We start from the raw sequence: 18391 nt of genomic DNA, 5'->3' as shown, positions 1-18391 counted from the left end.
CAGGGACCGGCCCCTACCGGTGGTATGAGCGACACGACGGCCGACGGGGAGGCCGGAGCGGAGTCGACCGAGAGCGAGTCCAGCGAGGCCGAAGCGAACGGGGTCGCGGCGCGCTACGAGGAGACCGACGGCGAGCGGCTGCTCACGTTCTCCGCCGACGGCGCCGAGGCGACCGTCGCGCAGAACGTCGACGGCTACGCGATGCTGAAGGTTCGCCCGGGGCCGAACGGCGACGAGCTGGAGCGGTACTACGGGTTCGACATGGCGCTGGACCACGCCGCGGAGCTGCTCGGCGTCGCCGTCAACGACCTGCCGGTCCCCGACGCCGCCGCCGACATGGGGATGTGACGCGGGGGAGTCTCGATAGCGCGTTCAGTAATTGGTTATAAACGGTATGCGGCGGCGCGCTCCGGTGAGCGCCCCACCGGGCGCGAACCGAGCGCGAGGGAGCCGCGCCGGGCCGGCCGCCGAGGCTGGGGAGGCGTGAGGTGCGGTCGCTGTGCGGGTGGACTCAAAGGGGCAGCCGCGAGGAGCACGCAGGCGACGCAAGTACCGCAAGGAGCGAACGAAGTGAGTGACTGAGGAACGCAGCGAGCGTGCGTGCTCCTCGCGGCTGGGGCTTCGGAGATAGTCACCGGCGATCCGAAATCAATCACTTATAAGCGAGCGGCTGGGGCTTCGGAAGCGTTCTCAGCCGAACACGGTTTGGATATTTATAAGCCGGCGACCGAGGCGACCCGATTTCCCCCTCCCTCGACAATCTCCGCTCCGGCAGCTACCTTCTAACTCAACTATTCGCTCACTTCGACCGTGATCTCGTCGCGCTCGACGGCGAGCTTGAACGTCGGCACGGTCCGGTAGACGACCTCGACGACGTTCTTCCGTTCGAGCGTCCGGAGCGCGCGCCGCACCTCGTCGACGTCGGGGTCGACGTCGAACGCCTCCCGAACCGCGTTGAGCACGCTGACGACCGACTGCGAGCGCTCGTCGGGGTCGGCCATCACCTCGAACACCTGCGCCACCAGCTCCGGGACGCGGATCGTCTCCGGCGCGCCGCCCCTCGCGACCGCGTCCGCCTCGATTCCGGGCTCGACGTCGACGAGGTCGTTCGCCTCGGCCGTCGACCGGATCAGGCTGTCGTCGTCGCGGTAGTAGTACTCCTTGAGGTGGTTCTGCAGGTACTGGTGCACCTCGCTGCCGCTGTCGAGCTCCCACGCGTCCTGCAGCTCGCCGTTCTTCGTCGGCTGGAGCCGGACGATGTCGGCGAGCCGGCTCCGCTCCTCGTCGGTCAGCGCCATACAGTCACCTCCACCGGGGCAGGTATGGACGTTCCGGATCGCAGTCCGGGACGGGGGGCGGGGGCAGTCGACTCGGTCGGGAGGTCGGCGGCTCGTTCAGGAGGTCAGTCGACTCGCTCAGGAGGTCGGCGGCTCGTCGTCGGACGCGTCCGCGTCCGCGTCGGCGCCCTCGTCCGCGGCCTCGTCGGCGTTCCAGCGGTCTTCGGTCCAGTGCGTGCGCGAATCGGTCGCGTCGCCCTCGGCCGTCGCGGCCGGCGACTCGTCGGCGTCGGCGGACCCCGCTGTCGTCTCGGAGTCGTCCGCGCCGGCGTCCTCGTCCGCGCCGGACGATTCGGGTCCCGTCACGCGGTCGGCGACGAGCTCGGAGAGCGGGTCGACGGTCACGGTCAGCCGCGCCACGACGAAGACGAGCGGGACGAACGACGCGATCAGGAACGCGGCGTCGTACGCCCACGCGAAGCCGTCGATCAGCGGGACGATCGCGCCGGCGAGCCCGCGGTCGGCGACCAGCACGGCGGCGAGCACGACGAGCCAATAGGCCATCGCGCCGCCGTTCTCGGCGATGCGCTCGACGCGCTCCGCGGCGTCGGTCCGATGGAGGGCGGCGCGCGTCAGCGAGGCGACCTTCGGCGCGGCGTACGCGAGGAGGGCGACGACCGCGACCGTCACCGCGGCGCTGGCGACCGCGGCGAACGTGACCGGCGTCAGCGGAACCAAGCGGCCGACGCCCGGGAGCAGCGTGAACAGGGACAGCACGCCCACCAGCGCGAGCGCCGCGATGGCGATCCGGCTGGCGGATCGAACAGAGTCGCGATCGAACGCGTCCGTCGACGTCGATTCGGTTTCGGTCATGATGCGCTCGGGACGAGGGGTGCGAGGCACATAACCGGCCGAGACGCTCAACGCGGTTTTACGCGAGTTAAGAGTCGCAGTCGGCGGCCGCTATTCGGCGTCTTCGACCGCGCTCGCGGCGCGGATCACCGTCTCCTCGTCGAACTTCGGGCCGACGATCTGGAGGCCGACCGGGAGCCCGTCGGCCTCGCCGGCCGGCACCGAAACCGCCGGGAGGTTCGCGAGGTTGACCGGGGTCGTGTTCGCGTCCGCGAGGTACATCCGCAGCGGGTCGTCGAGGCTCTCGCCGAGCTCGAAGGGGAGCACCGGCATCGTCGGCGACGCGATCACGTCGACGTCGTCGAACGCCGCCTCGAAGTCCTGCCGGACCCACGCGCGTGCGTCCTGCGCCTTCTCGTAGTACTTGTCGTGGTAGCCCGCCGAGAGCGCGTACGTGCCGAGCAGGATCCGGCGTTTGACCTCCGCGCCGAACCCCTCCTCGCGCGTCTCCGCGAACGACTCGTTCCAGTTGCCGTCCGACTCGGCGCGGTTCCCGTACCGCACGCCGTCGAAGCGCGCGAGGTTCGAGGACGCCTCCGCCATCGCGATCACGTAGTACGCCTGCACCGCGTGCTCGACCGACGGCAGCGAGATCTCGGTCGTCTCCGCCCCCCGGGCTTCGAGGTCCGCGATCGCGGCCTCGACCGTCTCGACGACGCGCTCGTCGGCGCCCTCGAACAGCTCCGTCGGGATCCCGACCGTGAGCCCGTCGACGTCGCCGTCGGCGGCCGCGGCGTAGCTCGCCTCGGGGTCGGCCCCCTCGACGTCGGCGAGGTCGCGCGTCGTCCCGTCGTTCGGGTCCGGGCCCGCGATGACGTCGAGCGCGGCGGCCGCCTCCTCGACGGTGCCCGCGATCGGCCCGATCTGTTCGAGCGAGTTCGCGTACGCGACGAGGCCGTACCGCGAGACGAGCCCGTACGTCGGCTTGATCCCGACGACGCCGCAGAACGCCGCCGGACAGCGCACGGACCCGCCCGTGTCGGAGCCGAGCGCGAGGTCGGCCTCGCCCGCGGCGATCGCCGCCGCCGACCCGCCCGAGGAACCGCCGGGGACGCGCTCCGGGTCCGCGGGGTTCCGCGTGGGGCCGAACGCCGACGTCTCCGTCGTCGTCCCCATCCCGAACTCGTCCATGTTCGCCTTCCCGACGACCGTCGCGCCGGCGTCGGTCAGCCGGTCGACGACGGTCGCGGAGTACGGCGGGACGTAGTCGGCGAGCATCTCGGAGCCGCAGGTCGTTCGGACCCCCTCGGTGGAGATGTTGTCCTTGACCGCGACGGTCGCGTCCGCGAGCGGCCCCTCGGCGTCGGCGTCGCCCTCGATCGTCGCCTCGGTGATGAAGGCGTTGTAGTCCGCCGCCATCTACGACACCTTCGGGCCGACGAAGTAGCCGTCCTCGGTCTCTTCGGCGTTCGACAGCGCCTCCTCTTGGGAGAGTCCCGTCTCGACCTCGTCGGGGCGCATCACGTTGACGAGCTCCTCCTCGCGCTCGGTCTCGGGGACCTCGTCGAGGGCCTCGAAGTAGTCGAGGATGTCGCCGAACTGGGCGGCGAACGCCTCGACTTCCTCGTCGGCGAGGCGAACCCGGGCCAGCTCCGCGACGTGGCGGACCTCATCGGCGTCGACGGCGGCCGCGTCATCCGTCGACTCGGACGTATCGCTCATACGTCGAGGTGTCCCGGACCGGGAGTAAGGGTTTCGGAACGTCGCATCGGCGACGTCCGAGTCGGCGAAGACGGGACCCGCGCGGTCACTCGTCCTCGTCGGCCCGGACGGTCACCACCGGCTGGTCCGCCATCCGTACCACCTTCTCCGCGACGCTGCCGAGCAGGTAGCGCTCGACACCCGTCCGACCGTGGGTCCCCATCACCACGAGGTCGATGTCGTGCTCGTCGGCGTAGCGGATGATCTCCGAGTGCGGCGTCCCCATTTCGACGACGGTCGTCATGTCGATCCCGTCGAGCGATCCGGCCGAGCTCTCGACGAGCTCCTCCGCCTGAGCGGTGAGCTCGTCCTCGATCTCGTCGCTGTCGGGGCTGTCCTCGTGCCTCCCGATGTACCCCTCGTCGGGCGACCGCCCGCTCATCGCTTGGCTTTCCTCCTCGAGGAACGCCCCGCTCAGGCCGAGCCCGCCCCCGCGCATGTCGACGACGTGCAGGACGTGGACGGTCGCGTCGAACGCCGACGCGAGTTCCGCCACGTGCGCTGCCGCCGCTTCCGACCCGGTGCTCCCGTCCGTCGGGTACAGTATATTGTCGTACATCGTACCACCCAATTGAAACTTCGCGGAACAGCGATAAAAACGCACCGCAGATTCCCGCTAACGGCGGATCCGCAGTCACGACCGGAGCGGGACCGTCGATCGGTCACCAAATCGGCCGGGAACTCGACCGCGTTTATAACAGGTCGTTCGAGACGAGCCGGTCGACCGCCTCGCGCAGGCGCTCCTCGCTGGCGGCGTAAGAGATCCGCGCGTGTCCGGGAGCGTTGAACGCGCTGCCCGGTACGCACGCGACCGACGCCTCCTCGATGGCGGCCTCGCACCACGCCTGGTCGTCGTCGTCGACGGGGAGCATCATGTAGAAGGCGCCGTCGCCGACGTCGACGTCGACCCCGTGCTCGTCGAACAGGTCGACGAGGAGGTCGCGGCGGTCGGCGAACGCCCGCCGCATCTCCTCGACGGACTCGTCGGCGTTCTCCAGCGCCTCCACGCCCGCGCGCTGGACGAAGTTCGTCGCGCAGGAGACGGAGTGGGAGTGGAGCTTGCCGGCCTGCCCGACGAACTCCTCGGTCGCGTGGAGGTAGCCCAGCCGCCAGCCGGTCATCGAGAACGCCTTCGAGAAGCCGTTGATCGTTATCGTGCGGTCGGCCATCCCGTCGAGGCTCGCCAGCGAGACGTGCTCGGCGTCGTAGATGATGCGCTCGTAGATCTCGTCGGAGATCACGGCGATGTCGTGTTCGACGGCCAGGTCCCGGACGCCCTCCAGGGCGGCCTCGGAGAAGACCGCGCCCGTGGGGTTCGACGGGGAGTTGACGACGAGCAGCTCGGTGTCGTCGGAGACCGCCTCGGCGAGGTCGTCGAGCGCGGGTTCGAGCTGGAAGCCGTGGGAAGCGAGGTCGACGCGGGAGAGGTCGCCGCCGGCGAGCTTCGCCATCGCCTCGTAGGAGACCCACGCGGGGTCCAGCAGGACGACCTCGTCGCCGTCGTCGATCAGGGTCTGGAACGTCTCGTACAGCGCCTGCTTGCCGCCGGGGGTGACGATCACCTCGTCGGCGTCGGCGTCGATGCCGGTGCCGCGGAGCTTCGCCGCGATCGCCTCCCGGAGCTCCGGGATCCCGTTCGAGGAGGTGTAGCCCGTGTGGCCGGCGTCGAGGGCGTCCTTGCCGGCCTCGACGACGTTCGCGGGGGTGTCGAAGTCGGGCTCGCCGACCGAGAGGTCGACGATGTCGGCCCCTTCGGCCTCCTTTTCAGCCGCCAGGTTCGATATCGCCAGCGTCGCGCTGGGCTCTACGCGTCCGATCCGGTCCGAGAAGTCGTATGCTTCGCTCATTGTCGTGTGTTCCGTCGGGGGTCGTCTCCGGCGCTCATTCGAGCTCCGTCGCGAGGTCGATCGCGGCCTCGGCCGCCTCCGCGCCCTTATCGATGCGCTCGCGCGCCTCCGCGCCGGACATCCCCGGGCCGCTCACGCCGAACGTGACGGGGGTGTCGCGGTCGAGGCTCACTCGCGTGAGCTGCTCGGCGGTCGCGCTCGCGATGACGTGGTCGTGGTCGGTGTCGCCGGTGACGATGGCGCCGATAACCGCCACGGCGTCGACGTCGTCCCGGCGCGCGAGCCGGTCGGCGGCCAGCGGGCTGTCGTACGCGCCCGGCACGCTCAGTTCGTCGACGACGACGGCGTCGCGGTCGGCGGCCGCCTCGCGGGCGGCCTCGGCCATCGGCTCCGTGACGGAGTCGTTGAACCGCGCCACCACCAGTCCCAGCGAGACCATACGCCCGCTCACACCGGCGGCGGCAAAGGTCTACCGTTCCGGAGCAGGGTTGCCGGTCAAACGGGTTCGGGAACGGGGGCGGCGTGGACGTGGTTCGGTTATAAATGAACTACGCGGGTGGCGCGCGCCTCCGAGCGGCCGGTCGGCCGCGAGGAGCGCGTGCGAGGGAGTCGCTGGCGGCACCAGCCGCCAGCGACGAGGCTGGGGAGGGGTGAGGCGCGGTTGCGGTGCGGGGCGGGACTCAAAGGGGCAGTCGCGAGGACGAAGCACGGCGCAGTAAGCACCGCAGCGAAGGAGCGTCAGCGACTGAGCGAGGAGCGCAGCAAGCCGCGCGAGTCCTCGCGGCTGGGGCTTTGGAGGTGTTCACCACCGATCCACAGTCAGCTATTTATAAACGAGCGGCTGGGGCTTTGGAGGTGTTCACCGCCGATCCACAGTCAGCTATTTATAAACGAGCGACTGGGGCTTTGGAGGTGTTCACCGCGGAGTGGTCAGTCGGTCATCTGCGAGCGATCGAGGCATAAAAGACGTTCGCTGCGGAATCTACCGCTTACTTCGCGACCTTCGCCTCGAACTTCTCGCGGACCTTCTCCATCTTCGGCTTGGCGTGGAAGCTGCAGTACGCGTCGTTCGGGTTCTTCGCGAAGTAGTCTTGGTGGTGCTCTTCCGCCCGGTAGAACGTCTCTAACCGGTCGAGCTCCGTCACCACGTCGTCGTCGTACTCCTCGTCGAGCGCGTCGATGTACGCGGCGGCGAGCTCGCGCTGGTCCTCGTCGTGATAGAGGACGATCGAGCGGTACTGGCTCCCCACGTCGGGACCCTGGCGGTTCAGCTGGGTCGGGTCGTGGATCTCGAAGAACGCCTCCAGCACCTCGTCGTAGGCGATGACGTCGGGATCGAACTCGACCTGTACGACCTCGGCGTGGCCGGTGTTGCCGGAGCACACCTGCTTGTACGTGGGGTCGTCGACGTGGCCGCCCGCGTAGCCGGAGGTGACCGACTCGACGCCGGCGAGCTGTTCGAGCGCCGCCTCGATACACCAGAAGCACCCGCCGCCGAGCGTCGCGGTTTCGAGCTGATCGGACATATACTCGTTCCAAGGGCTCGGAGACGTATTAATGACGCGCGCTTAGGTGTGAACGATGGTGGCGAACCCAGACGTTTATTTATACGTCTCTGACGACGGATCGTCGGTCAACACCGCCAAATCCCCAGCCGTGAGGAGCGCGCACGCTCGCTGCGCTCCTCGTCACTCGCTTCGCTCGTTCCTGCGGTGCTTACGTCGCCTCCGCGCTCCTCACGGCTGCCCCTTTGGGTCCCACCCGCACGGCACCGCAGCCTCACGCCTCCCCAGCCTCGGCGGACGGCCCGGCGCGGGCGGAGCCGCGCCGGACCGCCGCCTCCCTCGCACGCGCTGCTCGGCCGCGGAGGGCCTCGCAGGCGCGCGCCACCGCACGAGTTCAGTTATAAACAACTCGCACCCCGCTATTTAATTCGCTGAACCGCCCAGACTCGTACATGGACGAACTCGCGGACCTGACTGAGGAGCTGGTCGGCATTCCCTCCCACGAGGACGAGACCGACGCCGGCGACGCGATCGAGGAGTGGCTCCGCGCCGAGACCGACGCGCGGGTCGAGCGCGACGCGGTCGGCAACGTGATCGCTTACAAAGGCGCGACGGAGGACCCCGACGCCGACACCCTCGCGCTGGTCGGCCACCACGACGTGGTCCCGCCGGCCGAGCGCCAGACGACCGGCGACGGGAAGGCCGGCGAGTACGTCGTCGAGCGCCGCGACGGGCGGATTCACGGGCGCGGATCGGCCGACATGAAGGGCGCGGTGGCGGCCTGCATGCTCGCGTTCCGCGACGCCGAGCCGCCGGCGGGCCGCGAGCTCGCGGTCGCCTCGTTCGTCGGCGAGGAGGTCGGCGGGACCGGCGCGCGCCACGCGATCGACGAGGGGTTCGCTCCCGACCGCGCGGTCGTCGCCGAGGGGTCGACGGACTACTCGAAGCCGGGCGTCACCGACGTCGCGGTCGCGCACAAGGGCCGGCGCGCGTCGACGCTGGTCGCGCACGGGACCGCGGCGCACGCCTCCGAGCCCGAGCGCGGCGAGAACGCGATCTACCGCGCCAGCGACGCGATCGACGTCGTCCGCGACCTCGACGCCCCGGAGGCGACCGTCTTCGGCGAGGCCGTCACGGGGTCGCTCGCGGTCACGATCGTCCACGGCGGCGAGACGTGGAACGTGATCCCGGAGCGCTGCGAGGTGACGATCGACGAGCGCACCGTCCCCGGCGACCGCGCCGACCTCGCCCGCGCAGCCGAGGCGGTCGCGGGCGTCGAGTTGACCGTCGAGCAGGACCTCCCGCCGATGGCCTGCGGCGACGACGCCTTCGCCGAGGCCGCGATCGCGGTCGCCCGCGAGGTCCACGACGGACTGGGGCTCGACGCGCCCGAACACGTCGTCAAGCCGCACGCGACCGACGCGGGGTGGCTCGCCGGGGCCGGGACCGACTGCCTCGTCTGCGGCGCCTCCGAGCCGGGCGAGGCGCACACCGACACGGAGAGCGTCGGGATCGACGTCCTCGACCGGTGTTATCGCATTTACGAAGGAGTCGCCGAACGGCCGTTCTGAGCGGTCACTCGGCACGCCGTGCGACGCGGTATGGAAGGGGTTTTATGCGCCCCGCGGAAACTGTGGGCTACTATGGGAAATAAATCGAAGGCTCAAAAGAAGCGTCTGGCGAAGGCGGAACGCCAGAACACCCGCGTCCCGGCGTGGGTCATGATGAAGACGGACATGAACGTGACGCGAAACCCCAAGCGGCGCAACTGGCGCCGGAACGACCTGGACGAATAAATGAGCACCAGCGACTTCGAGGAGCGCGTCGTCACCGTGCCGCTCCGCGACGCCAACGACAAGCCGGTACAGGAACGCGCCGACTTCGCGATGCGGATCATTCGCGAGCACCTCGCGCAGCACTTCTCCGTCGACGAGGCGGACGTCGTCATCGACACCTCGGTCAACGAGGCGGTCTGGGCGAACGGGCGCCAGAACCCGCCGAGCAAGGTCCGCGTCCGCGCGGCCAGGTTCGTCGAGGACGGCGAGCCCGTCGTCGAAGCCGAGTACGCCGAGTAACGTGTTACGGGCGACTTTCACCGGCTCGTCGTACGTGGGCGTGTTCGCCCGCGCGATCGACGACCTCCTGTTGGTCCGGCCGGACGTCGACGAGGAGCTCGCCGAGTCTCTCGGCGAGGAGCTGGGCGCCGAGCCCCTCCTCACGACGGTCGGCGGCGCCAACACCGTCGGCTCCCTCGCGACGGGCAACGAGAACGGCGTTCTCGTCTCCGCGCGGGCGACCGAACGGGAGCAGTCGCGGATCGCCGAGGCCGCCGACCGCGAGGTGGGCGAGCTCCCCGGCGAGATCAACGCGGCCGGCAACGTCGTCCTCGCGAACGACTACGGCGCCTACGTCCACCCGGACCTCCCGCGCGAAACGATCGTGACGATCAGAGAGACCCTCGGCGTCCCCGTGTCCCGCGGCGACCTCGGCGACGTTCGCACCGTCGGGACGGCGGCGGTCGCCAACAACGCCGGCGTGCTCTGTCATCCCAAGTCGACCGAATCGGAGCTGCGAGACGTCGAGGAGGCGCTCGATGTCCGGGCCGATCTCGGCACGGTCAACTACGGCGCGCCGCTGGTCGGCTCCGGGCTCGTCGCCACCGACGAGGGATACGTCGTCGGCGATGACACCACCGGCCCCGAGCTGGGTCGGATCGAAGAGACGCTCGGCTTCATCGACTGACGCCCGCGTCGCCGACGGCCGCTGTTCATCGCGGTTCGGTCGACCCCTCTCCCCCGACTCGCTTCTCCCGCTGTGTTACCGACTGCAGGCGAGCCGTGGGCGAGACGCTCGCGCTCGTCGCGCTCGTCGCCGTCCACGCGCTCGCAGTGTCGTACCGGCCGGCCGGACCTGACCGGGTAGCCGGCCCGGAGACGGCTCGATCCGTCGAGGATACCACCGGAATTCGGGCCCGTCGCCCCGAACGAAGCCGGTCCCGCTTCGGTGCCGGTCTCTCGCCTTTTAGGAAGATACTTCCCTGTCCCTGCCGGATCGGAGAACATGAGTACCTACACGGTGAGTGGACGGTTCCAGAGTCGAGGCGACTTCCAGCCGTTCACGAAGGAGGTCGAGGCAGAGAACGAGGACCTCGCCCGCGAGCGCATCTACACCACGGTCGGGAGCCAGCACAACCGGAAGCGCACCCAGATCGAGATCGAGGAGGTGTCCGCGGCATGATGGGCGGCGGACAACAGCAGCTCCAGCAGCTCTCCCAGGAGCTGCAGGCGCTCGACGAGGAGATCGAGGCCCTCGAAGCGGAGATCGCCGACTACCGCGAGGAGCAGTCCGACATCGACGACGCGGTCGAGGCGATCGAGACCCTCGACACGGGCTCGACGGTGCAGGTCCCGCTCGGCGGCGGCGCCTACGTCCGCGCCGAGGTCCAGGACATCGACGAGATCATCGTCTCGCTCGGCGGCAACTACTCCGCGGAGCAGAGCGAAGGCGACGCCATCGACGTGCTTCGGCGCAAGCAGGAGGCGCTCAACGACCGCATTGAGGAGACGCAAGAGGAGGTCGACGAGCTCGAGTCCGAGAGCCAAGAGCTCGAACAGCAGGCCCAGCAGATGCAACAGCAGATGCAGCAGCAGCAGATGCAGCAGATGGGGCAGGGCCAGGGCGACGAGGAGTAAGGTAGACCGTGTTCGACGGACTGAAGGACAAGCTCTCGGGGTTCCGAGAGGACGTCGAGGAGAGCACTGACGTCGAGGCGGACCCCGCCGAGGGCGACGAGCCGACCCCCGACGAGACGACCGCGAGCGACGCCGCCGACGCGGACGGTGACGCGGAGGCGGTCGCGGCCGAAACGGGGGCCGAGGTCGAGGCGAAGTCCGGCGATAGCGACGCAGACGACGACGAGCCGAGCACCTTCCAGCGCGCGAAGGCGTTCGCCACCGGTCGGATCATCATCGAGGAGGAGGACCTCGAGGAGCCGCTGTGGAACCTCGAGATGGCCCTCCTCGAGAGCGACGTGGAGATGAGCGTCGCCGAGCGGATCCTCGACACCGTCCGCGAGAAGATGCTCGGCGAGTCGCGCAAGCAGGTCGAGACGACCGGCGAGCTGGTCGAGTCGGCGCTCCACGACGCGCTGCTCGACGTGATCGCGGTCGGCCAGTTCGACTTCGAGGAGCGGATCGCGGCGGCCGAGAAGCCGGTCACCATCGTCTTCACCGGCGTCAACGGCGTCGGGAAGACGACGAGCATCGCGAAGCTCTCCGAGTGGCTCGCCGACCGCGGCTACTCGTCGGTGCTGGCGAACGGCGACACCTACCGGGCCGGCGCCAACGAGCAGATCGCGGAGCACGCAGACCGGCTCGGTCGAGAGCTGATCTCCCACGACCAGGGCGGCGACCCCGCGGCCGTCATCTACGACGGCGTCGAGTACGCCGCGGCCAACGACGTCGACGTCGTGCTCGGCGACACGGCCGGGCGGCTTCACACCAGCGACGATCTGATGGCGCAGTTGGAGAAGATCGACCGCGTCGTCGACCCGGACATGACGCTGTTCGTCGACGAGGCGGTCGCGGGACAGGACGCCGTGAACCGCGCGAAGGAGTTCGACGACGCCGCCGAGATCGACGGGGCCATCCTGACGAAGGCCGACGCCGACTCCTCCGGCGGCGCCGCGATCTCGGTGGCGTACGTCACCGGGAAGCCGATCCTCTTCCTGGGGACCGGACAGGGGTACGACGACCTCACGCTGTTCGAGCCCGAGGAGCTCGTCGAGAGCCTGCTCGACGAGGAGTAGGGCCGGACCGGGTCAGTTGGTTCGGTGACCGCGGGTCAGTCGGCTCGGTGACCGCCGAGTCGGCGGTCGTGCGACCCTCCCTCCGACTACCCTTCCCCGACCATCCGCTCTTCTTCGTCCCACTCGCGCTGACGGAGCTCGTACTTCTGTATCTTCCCCGTCGCCGTCGTCGGGAGCTCAGCGACGAACTCCACCTCGCCCGGCGTCTTGTAGTCGGCGACGCGCTCGCGGACAAACGACTTCAGCTCCTCCGTCGTCGCGCCCGCGTCATCGGGGTCGCCGCCCTCGGGGACGACGAACGCCTTCGGGGTCTCGCCCCACCGCTCGTCCGGCGCGGGGATGACCGCCACGTCGGAGACGACCGCGTGCTCGAAGAGGGTGTCCTCTAACTCGATCGAGGAGATGTTCTCGCCGCCGGAGATGATGATGTCCTTCTTGCGGTCCTGGATCGAGACGAAGCCGTCCTCGTCGACGACGGCCAGATCGCCCATGTGGTAGTACCCCTCCAGCCGCTCCGAGAACGCCTGCTCGGTGGCCTCGGGCTTGTTCCAGTAGCGGTCCATCACCTGGTTGCCGCGGACGACGATCTCGCCGATCGTCTCGCCGTCGGCGGGCACGTCCTCGCCGTCCTCGTCGACGACGCGCACGTCGGTGCCGAGGTAGCCGATCCCCTGCGTCTTCTTCACCGCGAAGCGGTCGGGCGAGCCCGCCTCGAAGTGCCGCTTCGCGTCCGAGGTGGTGATGAGGGGGCCGGTCTCGGTCGCGCCGTACACGTGTTTGAGCTCCCAGCCGAACTCCTCCTCGACGGTGCGGATCGTCGCCTCCGGCGGCGCCGCGCCGGCCGTCGCGGCGCGCACGTCGCTGTCGCCGGTCGTCGCCCCGCCGTGTTCGGCGTAGTGGTCGCCCAGCATGTTGAGCACGGTCGGCGCCGCACAGAAGTACGAGACTTCCTCCTCGCGGATCCGGTCGAACACCGCGGCGACGTCGACGCCGCGGGTGCAGACGTGCCGGGCGCCCATTCCGGTGATCGCGTAGATATGGCCCCACCCGTTGACGTGGAACATCGGGAGCGTCCAGAGGTAGACGTCGTCGTCGGTGATCTCCTGGTGGATCGCGATGAGGTACGCGTGGAGTGTCTCGGCGCGGTGGGTGCGACAGACGCCCTTCGGGTCGCCGGTCGTCCCCGAGGTGTAGTTGATCGTGATCACCTCGTCCTCGTCCATCTCCGGGCGCTCGTAGGCGTCGGGGTCGGCGTCCGCGAGCGCCCCGTCGAACGACTCCCAGTCGCCCGCGACCGCGTCGGCGTCGTTCGTGAGGAACGTCTCCGTCGGCACCTCGTCGCGGACCGCCTCGATCCGGTCGGCGTACTCGGCGTCGGCGTAGATCGCGTCGACGCCCGCGTCGGAGAGCATGTACGCGAAGTCGTCGGGCGTGAGCCGGTAGTTCAGCGGGGTGTGGACCGCGCCGACCTGCATCGCGCCGTACGCCGCTTCGAGGTGGTAGTGCGTGTTCGGGTCCAACACCGCGACGCGGTCGCCCTTCTCGATCCCGCGCGCCCGGAGGGCGGCCGAGAACCGATCCGCGCGCTCGCCGAGCTCGGCGTAGGTGTACCGCGTGCCGTCGGTGGCGAGCACGGCCTCCTCGTCCGCGTAGTGCCGGCGCGCCCGGTCCAGGAAGTCCGTCGTCAGTAGCGGTTTTCGCATCGATTTATCACTATTTTTGATTGATAAAAGCGTTTGCGGCCGGCGCAAGGCGGCGCCGCCGCCGGTGGCCGTCGGATCTCACCGGCATCGTCGCGAGGCCCCCGCCGTCGCGGTGCCGCGAGGTTTTCCCCGTCTCGGAGCGTTCAGGGCGTATGAGCGACGGATCCGGCCGGTCGACGTTCACCGAGGGGTACGCGGTCCCCATCGCCGGGCTCCTGTCGCTGTTCTTCGCGCTCATGGCGGGGCTGACCGCGGGTCGAGCGCTCTCCGGCGACCTCGCCGACGCGGTCCTCCCGGTCGCGTTCGCGCTCGGCGCGATCCTCGCGCTGCGGTTCCGGCAGAAACACGCCGGGTCGGAGTGAGTCGACCGAGTGATGCCCCGACTGCGCCGGCGATCCCGCCGCCGTCCGTATATAAACCGTGCGTGGTCGAATCGCACACGGGCGACGGGATCAGAACCCTTAACAGTCGCAACGGGTTTTGATACGATAGCGGGATGGGATAGCCAGGAGATTCCGCCGGGCTCATAACCCGGAGATCGGTAGTTCAAATCTACCTCCCGCTACTGTTCGTTTGCGGCCGCGGTCTCCTGGGCGTTTTTAATTCCCCTGAGCGACGCACCCGTCAACTCTAAGCGATCGAAGAGGGTGAAAGTCAGAACTCCTCGTCGTACGTGATTGAGATGCGTCTGTCCGCTTCGTCGCCGGATATCTCGGCGCTGACCGTCCCTTCGTCGATTTTGAGTCCTACCAACAGGTCGTCCCTTTCGAAGCCGCGCTCGCAGTTGATCTCGGCCACGAGTTGCCCGGACTCGTTCGAGAGGTCCGTGAGTGTCGATTCCACCGTGGTATTGAGGCCGTCAGGCACATCAACGTCAACGTCGACCGACGTGACGCGGACCGACGCGTCGAAGCGATTCGTGACGGTAACGATCGAGACGATCTTCATCGGCGCGTTCGTGCGTTGCCGTTCGTTTCGTTCACGATTTCGTTGAACCCAATCCGGATCTCCGCGGACATTAATCTCAGCCCGCGTGGGCGCGTGAGTCATCGACTGCATCGGCTTCGATACCCCTGTCAGCCGTCGCCGACGCTTATTGCCCCGTGGGACCGTCGTACTCAAGTCGCCCGGTCAGAAAGCTATCCGCTCGGGCGTGGTTCGAATCGTAATCACCGACGTCGAGTCAAGTGAAAACACCTGACAGCACGACATCCGCCATTATAAACTAGATCCGGAGACTCCGCTGGAGATTGGTACTACTTGTCGAGTAATCTGCATGATAAAATGGTGTCTCTGGAATGTTACGGGACGTATGGACGGTTGGGACTGTTCGGGAAGTTATATGCTGTCACGACGTTCTTGAAGATCTCTGAATCCTCTGAAGCAGCGTTCACTCCGATGTCAGCGTTGTAAACTTGACCGACATCACCGGCAGGGATGTCATAGAATCCGAGGGCAATGTCCACGCTTTCACCTGGTGGGACGAACACACCCCATTGTCCGGGAGCCCCGCTAGTCCCCATGCCTGAGGAGGTACCATCTCCACCGTCCATGCCACTTCCTGTACCATTTGCAAGGGCATTAGCCTGCATGGAGAGGTATGACGTGACATAACCATTGCCGCTAATCGATGCATTCAGATCATTAAGATTTACCCAGACCAGCACAAGTTCCGTCCCCTGATTACTGACGGTCAGAAGATCGGTGAATTCTGTAGTTGCATTTGCATTAAGTCCGGTTCCATTTCCGTTGTTGTCGAAATTAATTTCCAGCGTACCGTTAGTTTCTGCAGTGTAATCAGGATCCCCAGTGATTCCTAGATATGCGTTGGTATCTGTGCTGACTTGAGTGCTGATCGCCCTCTCCGCACTGGCTGATGACAACGCACCACTACCCATTGCAGCCACCCCGCCGGCGGCGAGCGATCCCAGTCCGACTATGAATTTGCGTCGTTGCATTGGTTTTCAAACCTCGTTGTGTCGCGCCCGTTCACGAACGCCGACGACTCCCGACGCCGGTCCGTCGTCGCCGTCCACGGGGCGTATTCCGCTCAAGAGGCGAGACTCCCTTTGGAATATACCGCCAGCGGAACTGGGAGAGAGTGTCTGTAAATGAGGAATAGGCTCTATGGAGAGTGAGCAAGATCCCTTTGTCGAACTGCCTGAGTCTCTTTACATGGGCTTAACGCTCACGCGCCGACCGCAAGAGATCATATATGATAAAATACATTATTTCTGTATAATTAATTCGAGTTAGAAGCAGTTTATTGGCGATACCCACGAGTCTGTCGGAATAATATGTCATATCGAATAGCTTCTTCTCAACCGGTGGTAGAGGGGCTTTGTCATCGTTTCCGCTATCTATAGTAAAGTGATACTGGATTGACTCTATTGACGAGATGTGTGTAGGGCGGAGGGAGCATGGCTGAGGCACAGACAGAGACGAGTAACACGGTCGACGGCGACGCTGAGTTGGCGTCGAGAGAGGAACCGGACTTCACCAGAGACGACGTCTTCGAGGTGCTCAGCAACCAGCGCCGCCGCTACGCGATTCACTACCTCAAACGACGGAACGGGGACCCCGTCGCTGTCTCGGAACTCACGGACTGGGTCGCGAGCTGGGAGTACGGAAAGGAGATCGACACGCTCGATCACCGCGAGCGGAAGCGCGTGCGAAACGCCCTCCGGCAGTTCCACCTGCCGAAGATGGCCGAGTACGGATTCGTCGACTACGACTCCCAGCGCGGCGTCATCGAACTCACGGAGGCGGCCTCGGACGCCAACTTCTACGTCGACTCGCTGACCGGGCGTGACATTCCGTGGAGCGCCTACTACTGCGGGCTGTCCATGATAAGTGTCGTCTGCCTCGTCGGGATCTGGGTGGGTGTACACCCGTTCTCGCTGGTGTCGCCACTCCACTTCGGCGTCTTCCTCGTGACGGCGCTGTCGGTGTCGGCGACGGGACACCTCTACGACAACTACTGCCGGATGCGACTCGGCGCGAGAAGCAGACCGCCCGAGGTGGATGACGAATGAGTCGACGTCGATACCTGTCTCTCGCCGTCGCGCTCCTCGCCGTGACGGCGCTCGTGGCGGGCACCGGAGGGTTCAGCGCGACGGCGACCGACCGAGGCGTGTCCGTCGAAGTCGCCGAGGATCCGAACGCGTTCCTGGGTCTCGAACAGACGCAACGCAGCGGCGAGAACCTGACGGCGACGGTGAACGCGGCGCAGACCGACAACGGGACCGAGACCCTGAGCGACGGAGGGAACGAGACGACGGCCACGAACGCGACGGGGAATACGACCAGAAACGAGACAACGAACGCCACGCGGGGTGACGAGAACGAGACCGCGTACGTGGACGTGACGGTGATCAACCAGTTCCCGGCGGGAACGCGGCTCGCGACGGTTGAGGTGACCGCCCAGGGTAAGTCGGTCGAACTCGGTCCGCTCGCCCCGGGCGAGCGCGCGACGCAAACGTTTTCGTCCGTCTCCTGCGGGGACTCGATCGGGATCAAGGCGTCCGGAGACGGCGTGGCCGTGCGTCTCACGCGGACGGTGAGCTGTAGCTGATCCGGGCTCCGAACGCGAGGTCGGAGCAACCACTGTATCCCCACCGTCGGTTGTTAATACGGCGTTAAGACCGTATCGCACCGTATATCTAAACGCACGAACTGCGAACGCATTACTCGACACGGTGACACGATGACCGACTCGGACAATCCCTACCGAATCCCCCGCGTTCCGGCTGAGGCTCTCCGATCGCTTCCGCAATGCCTCCCCGGCACGGCGCCGAACGCCCCGAAGCGGAACGCGCTCGTCGTTCTCGTGTACGCCTTCGCGTTCCTTCTCCTCGCCGGACTACTGCAGATACCGTACTAACCGCACCCAGCCGCGGTCGTCTCACACCCTCCCGAACCCGGAAGCGATTTCCGTCGGCCCCGCCTTCCGTCGAGCATGGACTACGAATCGAGCCTCGACCGCGCGATGGAGGAGGTGCCGGATCTGGGCGGCTCCGACGAGCGCCTGTCGGTGCCGGACCCGGAGACGCAGAAGGACGGCGCGTTCACCCGACTGACGAACCTCTCGGCGATCGCCGACGCCCTGAGCCGCGACCCCGAGCACGTCCACTCGAAGATCCAGCAGGAGCTCGGGACCGCCGGCCAGTACGAGTCGGGCCGCGCCCGCTACAGCGGGAACTTCCGCGAGCGCGACTTCCAGGCCGCGATCGACTCGTACATCGAGTCGTACGTCACCTGCTCGGAGTGCGGCCTGCCCGACACCCGGCTGGAAACGGAGAACCGCACGCCGATGCTCCGGTGTGAGGCCTGCGGGGCCTTCCGCCCGGTCGCGAAGCAGAACACCTCGAACACGCAGCGCCAGGAGGAGGCCATCGAGTCGGGCAAGACGTACGAGCTCGAGATCGTCGGCACCGGCCGCAAGGGCGACGGCGTCGCCGAGGTCGGCGAGTACACCGTCTTCGTCCCCGGCGCGCAGGAGGGCGAGACCGTCAAAGCGTACATCAAGAACGTCTCCGGCAACCTCGCGTTCGCCCGCCGCGAGAGCTGATCGGCCCGCCGCACCCGGTCCAAGCCGGACCGAGCCGCTCGTTTTGTCGTCCGACTCGTTCCGCAACCC

General features: G+C 67.4%; 23 protein-coding genes and 1 tRNA gene. 13 read left to right on the top strand and 11 right to left on the bottom strand.

The annotated features are described in order from the left end of the window. The first annotated feature begins 24 nt into the window (after window positions 1-24). Window positions 25-348, top strand: a complete 324-nt coding sequence (locus DJ82_RS11660; protein ID WP_094524014.1) for a hypothetical protein — start codon at window positions 25-27, stop codon at window positions 346-348. A 443-nt stretch (window positions 349-791) separates the two neighbouring features. Here the strand turns inward: DJ82_RS11660 and DJ82_RS11655 are convergent, their stop codons facing one another. From DJ82_RS11655 to msrA, 8 genes are all read right to left on the bottom strand, one after another. Continuing rightward, window positions 792-1298, bottom strand: a complete 507-nt coding sequence (locus tag DJ82_RS11655) for a DUF5797 family protein (protein ID WP_094524013.1) — start codon at window positions 1296-1298, stop codon at window positions 792-794. A gap of 117 nt (window positions 1299-1415) precedes the next feature. After that, on the bottom strand, window positions 1416-2150 hold the full coding sequence (locus DJ82_RS11650) for a hypothetical protein (RefSeq protein ID WP_094581858.1): 735 nt from the start codon (window positions 2148-2150) through the stop codon (window positions 1416-1418). Between the two features lie 90 nt (window positions 2151-2240). Then, window positions 2241-3548: an Asp-tRNA(Asn)/Glu-tRNA(Gln) amidotransferase subunit GatA gene (gatA, locus tag DJ82_RS11645; protein ID WP_094581857.1), complete on the bottom strand. Its 1308-nt coding sequence runs from the start codon at window positions 3546-3548 to the stop codon at window positions 2241-2243. Beyond that, window positions 3549-3851, bottom strand: coding sequence for an Asp-tRNA(Asn)/Glu-tRNA(Gln) amidotransferase subunit GatC (gatC, locus tag DJ82_RS11640; protein ID WP_094557649.1), 303 nt, complete (start codon window positions 3849-3851; stop codon window positions 3549-3551). It lies immediately after the preceding gene. Between the two features lie 85 nt (window positions 3852-3936). Then, window positions 3937-4449 carry a universal stress protein gene (locus DJ82_RS11635; RefSeq protein WP_094557648.1) on the bottom strand — a complete coding sequence of 171 codons (513 nt, stop codon included), beginning with the start codon at window positions 4447-4449 and terminating at the stop codon, window positions 3937-3939. A gap of 133 nt (window positions 4450-4582) precedes the next feature. Further along, window positions 4583-5737 (bottom strand): pyridoxal phosphate-dependent aminotransferase, encoded by a 1155-nt coding sequence (locus tag DJ82_RS11630; RefSeq protein WP_094524009.1) that lies wholly within the window; start codon window positions 5735-5737, stop codon window positions 4583-4585. 34 nt (window positions 5738-5771) lie between these two features. Then, on the bottom strand, window positions 5772-6176 hold the full coding sequence (ribH, locus tag DJ82_RS11625) for a 6,7-dimethyl-8-ribityllumazine synthase (RefSeq protein ID WP_094524008.1): 405 nt from the start codon (window positions 6174-6176) through the stop codon (window positions 5772-5774). 550 nt (window positions 6177-6726) lie between these two features. Further along, on the bottom strand, window positions 6727-7263 hold the full coding sequence (gene msrA / locus DJ82_RS11620) for a peptide-methionine (S)-S-oxide reductase MsrA (protein ID WP_094523816.1): 537 nt from the start codon (window positions 7261-7263) through the stop codon (window positions 6727-6729). A 431-nt stretch (window positions 7264-7694) separates the two neighbouring features. Here msrA and DJ82_RS11615 point away from each other — a divergent pair, with 431 nt between their 5' ends. The 7 genes from DJ82_RS11615 (at window position 7695) to ftsY (ending at window position 12049) form a co-directional block, all read left to right on the top strand. Further along, window positions 7695-8813, top strand: a complete 1119-nt coding sequence (locus tag DJ82_RS11615) for a M20 family metallopeptidase (protein WP_094581856.1) — start codon at window positions 7695-7697, stop codon at window positions 8811-8813. 72 nt (window positions 8814-8885) lie between these two features. Next, window positions 8886-9038, top strand: coding sequence for a 50S ribosomal protein L39e (locus DJ82_RS11610; protein ID WP_094523818.1), 153 nt, complete (start codon window positions 8886-8888; stop codon window positions 9036-9038). Next, window positions 9039-9317 carry a 50S ribosomal protein L31e gene (locus tag DJ82_RS11605; RefSeq protein WP_094523819.1) on the top strand — a complete coding sequence of 93 codons (279 nt, stop codon included), beginning with the start codon at window positions 9039-9041 and terminating at the stop codon, window positions 9315-9317. 1 nt (window position 9318) lies between these two features. Then, on the top strand, window positions 9319-9984 hold the full coding sequence (locus DJ82_RS11600; protein ID WP_094523820.1) for a translation initiation factor IF-6: 666 nt from the start codon (window positions 9319-9321) through the stop codon (window positions 9982-9984). Between the two features lie 318 nt (window positions 9985-10302). Then, complete coding sequence (gene rpl18a, locus DJ82_RS11595) at window positions 10303-10479, top strand: 50S ribosomal protein L18Ae (protein WP_094523821.1); 177 nt, start codon at window positions 10303-10305, stop codon at window positions 10477-10479. Further along, the gene (gene pfdA / locus DJ82_RS11590) at window positions 10479-10934 is read left to right on the top strand and encodes a prefoldin subunit alpha (RefSeq protein ID WP_094523822.1); all 456 of its coding nucleotides are present in this window, start codon (window positions 10479-10481) and stop codon (window positions 10932-10934) included. Before rpl18a ends, pfdA begins: the two co-directional genes overlap by 1 nt. Before the next feature lie 8 nt (window positions 10935-10942). Continuing rightward, on the top strand, window positions 10943-12049 hold the full coding sequence (gene ftsY, locus DJ82_RS11585) for a signal recognition particle-docking protein FtsY (protein ID WP_094558291.1): 1107 nt from the start codon (window positions 10943-10945) through the stop codon (window positions 12047-12049). An 86-nt stretch (window positions 12050-12135) separates the two neighbouring features. On the opposite strand, the gene DJ82_RS11580 is transcribed toward ftsY, so the two are convergent. Next, window positions 12136-13752, bottom strand: a complete 1617-nt coding sequence (locus DJ82_RS11580; protein ID WP_094581855.1) for a long-chain-fatty-acid--CoA ligase — start codon at window positions 13750-13752, stop codon at window positions 12136-12138. A 152-nt stretch (window positions 13753-13904) separates the two neighbouring features. On the opposite strand from DJ82_RS11580, the gene DJ82_RS11575 reads away from it, so the two are divergent. Both DJ82_RS11575 and DJ82_RS11570 read left to right on the top strand, forming a co-directional pair. After that, complete coding sequence (locus DJ82_RS11575; RefSeq protein ID WP_094581854.1) at window positions 13905-14114, top strand: hypothetical protein; 210 nt, start codon at window positions 13905-13907, stop codon at window positions 14112-14114. A 128-nt stretch (window positions 14115-14242) separates the two neighbouring features. Continuing rightward, window positions 14243-14317 (top strand) — tRNA-Met (locus DJ82_RS11570). An 89-nt stretch (window positions 14318-14406) separates the two neighbouring features. Here the strand turns inward: DJ82_RS11570 and DJ82_RS11565 are convergent. Next, entirely contained in the window at window positions 14407-14700 is a 294-nt protein-coding gene (locus DJ82_RS11565) for a hypothetical protein (RefSeq protein ID WP_094523826.1), read from the bottom strand. Between the two features lie 353 nt (window positions 14701-15053). Beyond that, on the bottom strand, window positions 15054-15710 hold the full coding sequence (locus DJ82_RS14610) for a hypothetical protein (RefSeq protein WP_141211991.1): 657 nt from the start codon (window positions 15708-15710) through the stop codon (window positions 15054-15056). Window positions 15711-16172: 462 nt separating this feature from the next. Here DJ82_RS14610 and DJ82_RS11560 point away from each other — a divergent pair, with 462 nt between their 5' ends. The 3 genes from DJ82_RS11560 to DJ82_RS11550 all read left to right on the top strand — a co-directional run bounded on the left by DJ82_RS11560 (window position 16173) and on the right by DJ82_RS11550 (window position 18322). Continuing rightward, the gene (locus tag DJ82_RS11560) at window positions 16173-16787 is read left to right on the top strand and encodes a hypothetical protein (RefSeq protein ID WP_094523827.1); all 615 of its coding nucleotides are present in this window, start codon (window positions 16173-16175) and stop codon (window positions 16785-16787) included. Next, window positions 16784-17326, top strand: coding sequence for a hypothetical protein (locus DJ82_RS11555; protein ID WP_094581853.1), 543 nt, complete (start codon window positions 16784-16786; stop codon window positions 17324-17326). The genes DJ82_RS11560 and DJ82_RS11555 overlap by 4 nt, the downstream gene beginning before the upstream one ends. A gap of 384 nt (window positions 17327-17710) precedes the next feature. After that, the gene (locus DJ82_RS11550; RefSeq protein ID WP_094523829.1) at window positions 17711-18322 is read left to right on the top strand and encodes a translation initiation factor IF-2 subunit beta; all 612 of its coding nucleotides are present in this window, start codon (window positions 17711-17713) and stop codon (window positions 18320-18322) included. Window positions 18323-18391: the final 69 nt, after the last annotated feature.

Origin of the sequence: Halorubrum sp. Ib24 (genome assembly GCF_002252745.1) — an archaeon.
GTDB lineage: Archaea > Halobacteriota > Halobacteria > Halobacteriales > Haloferacaceae > Halorubrum.
The sequence above is the reverse complement of the archived record's forward strand: the minus strand, read 5'-3'. Positions and strand labels throughout refer to the sequence as shown.

Coding starts and splice junctions, on each gene's coding strand:
- DJ82_RS11550 (WP_094523829.1), top strand. CDS start 17,711: ATGGACTACGAATCGAGCCTCGACCGCGCGATGGAGGAGGTGCCGGAT.
- pfdA (WP_094523822.1), top strand. CDS start 10,479: ATGGGCGGCGGACAACAGCAGCTCCAGCAGCTCTCCCAGGAGCTGCAG.
- msrA (WP_094523816.1), bottom strand. CDS start 7,263: ATGTCCGATCAGCTCGAAACCGCGACGCTCGGCGGCGGGTGCTTCTGG.
- DJ82_RS14610 (WP_141211991.1), bottom strand. CDS start 15,710: ATGCAACGACGCAAATTCATAGTCGGACTGGGATCGCTCGCCGCCGGC.
- DJ82_RS11655 (WP_094524013.1), bottom strand. CDS start 1,298: ATGGCGCTGACCGACGAGGAGCGGAGCCGGCTCGCCGACATCGTCCGG.
- DJ82_RS11610 (WP_094523818.1), top strand. CDS start 8,886: ATGGGAAATAAATCGAAGGCTCAAAAGAAGCGTCTGGCGAAGGCGGAA.
- DJ82_RS11555 (WP_094581853.1), top strand. CDS start 16,784: ATGAGTCGACGTCGATACCTGTCTCTCGCCGTCGCGCTCCTCGCCGTG.
- DJ82_RS11565 (WP_094523826.1), bottom strand. CDS start 14,700: ATGAAGATCGTCTCGATCGTTACCGTCACGAATCGCTTCGACGCGTCG.
- DJ82_RS11580 (WP_094581855.1), bottom strand. CDS start 13,752: ATGCGAAAACCGCTACTGACGACGGACTTCCTGGACCGGGCGCGCCGG.
- DJ82_RS11630 (WP_094524009.1), bottom strand. CDS start 5,737: ATGAGCGAAGCATACGACTTCTCGGACCGGATCGGACGCGTAGAGCCC.
- DJ82_RS11660 (WP_094524014.1), top strand. CDS start 25: ATGAGCGACACGACGGCCGACGGGGAGGCCGGAGCGGAGTCGACCGAG.
- rpl18a (WP_094523821.1), top strand. CDS start 10,303: ATGAGTACCTACACGGTGAGTGGACGGTTCCAGAGTCGAGGCGACTTC.
- gatC (WP_094557649.1), bottom strand. CDS start 3,851: ATGAGCGATACGTCCGAGTCGACGGATGACGCGGCCGCCGTCGACGCC.
- DJ82_RS11615 (WP_094581856.1), top strand. CDS start 7,695: ATGGACGAACTCGCGGACCTGACTGAGGAGCTGGTCGGCATTCCCTCC.
- DJ82_RS11605 (WP_094523819.1), top strand. CDS start 9,039: ATGAGCACCAGCGACTTCGAGGAGCGCGTCGTCACCGTGCCGCTCCGC.
- DJ82_RS11650 (WP_094581858.1), bottom strand. CDS start 2,150: ATGACCGAAACCGAATCGACGTCGACGGACGCGTTCGATCGCGACTCT.
- gatA (WP_094581857.1), bottom strand. CDS start 3,548: ATGGCGGCGGACTACAACGCCTTCATCACCGAGGCGACGATCGAGGGC.
- DJ82_RS11635 (WP_094557648.1), bottom strand. CDS start 4,449: ATGTACGACAATATACTGTACCCGACGGACGGGAGCACCGGGTCGGAA.
- DJ82_RS11560 (WP_094523827.1), top strand. CDS start 16,173: ATGGCTGAGGCACAGACAGAGACGAGTAACACGGTCGACGGCGACGCT.
- ribH (WP_094524008.1), bottom strand. CDS start 6,176: ATGGTCTCGCTGGGACTGGTGGTGGCGCGGTTCAACGACTCCGTCACG.
- DJ82_RS11575 (WP_094581854.1), top strand. CDS start 13,905: ATGAGCGACGGATCCGGCCGGTCGACGTTCACCGAGGGGTACGCGGTC.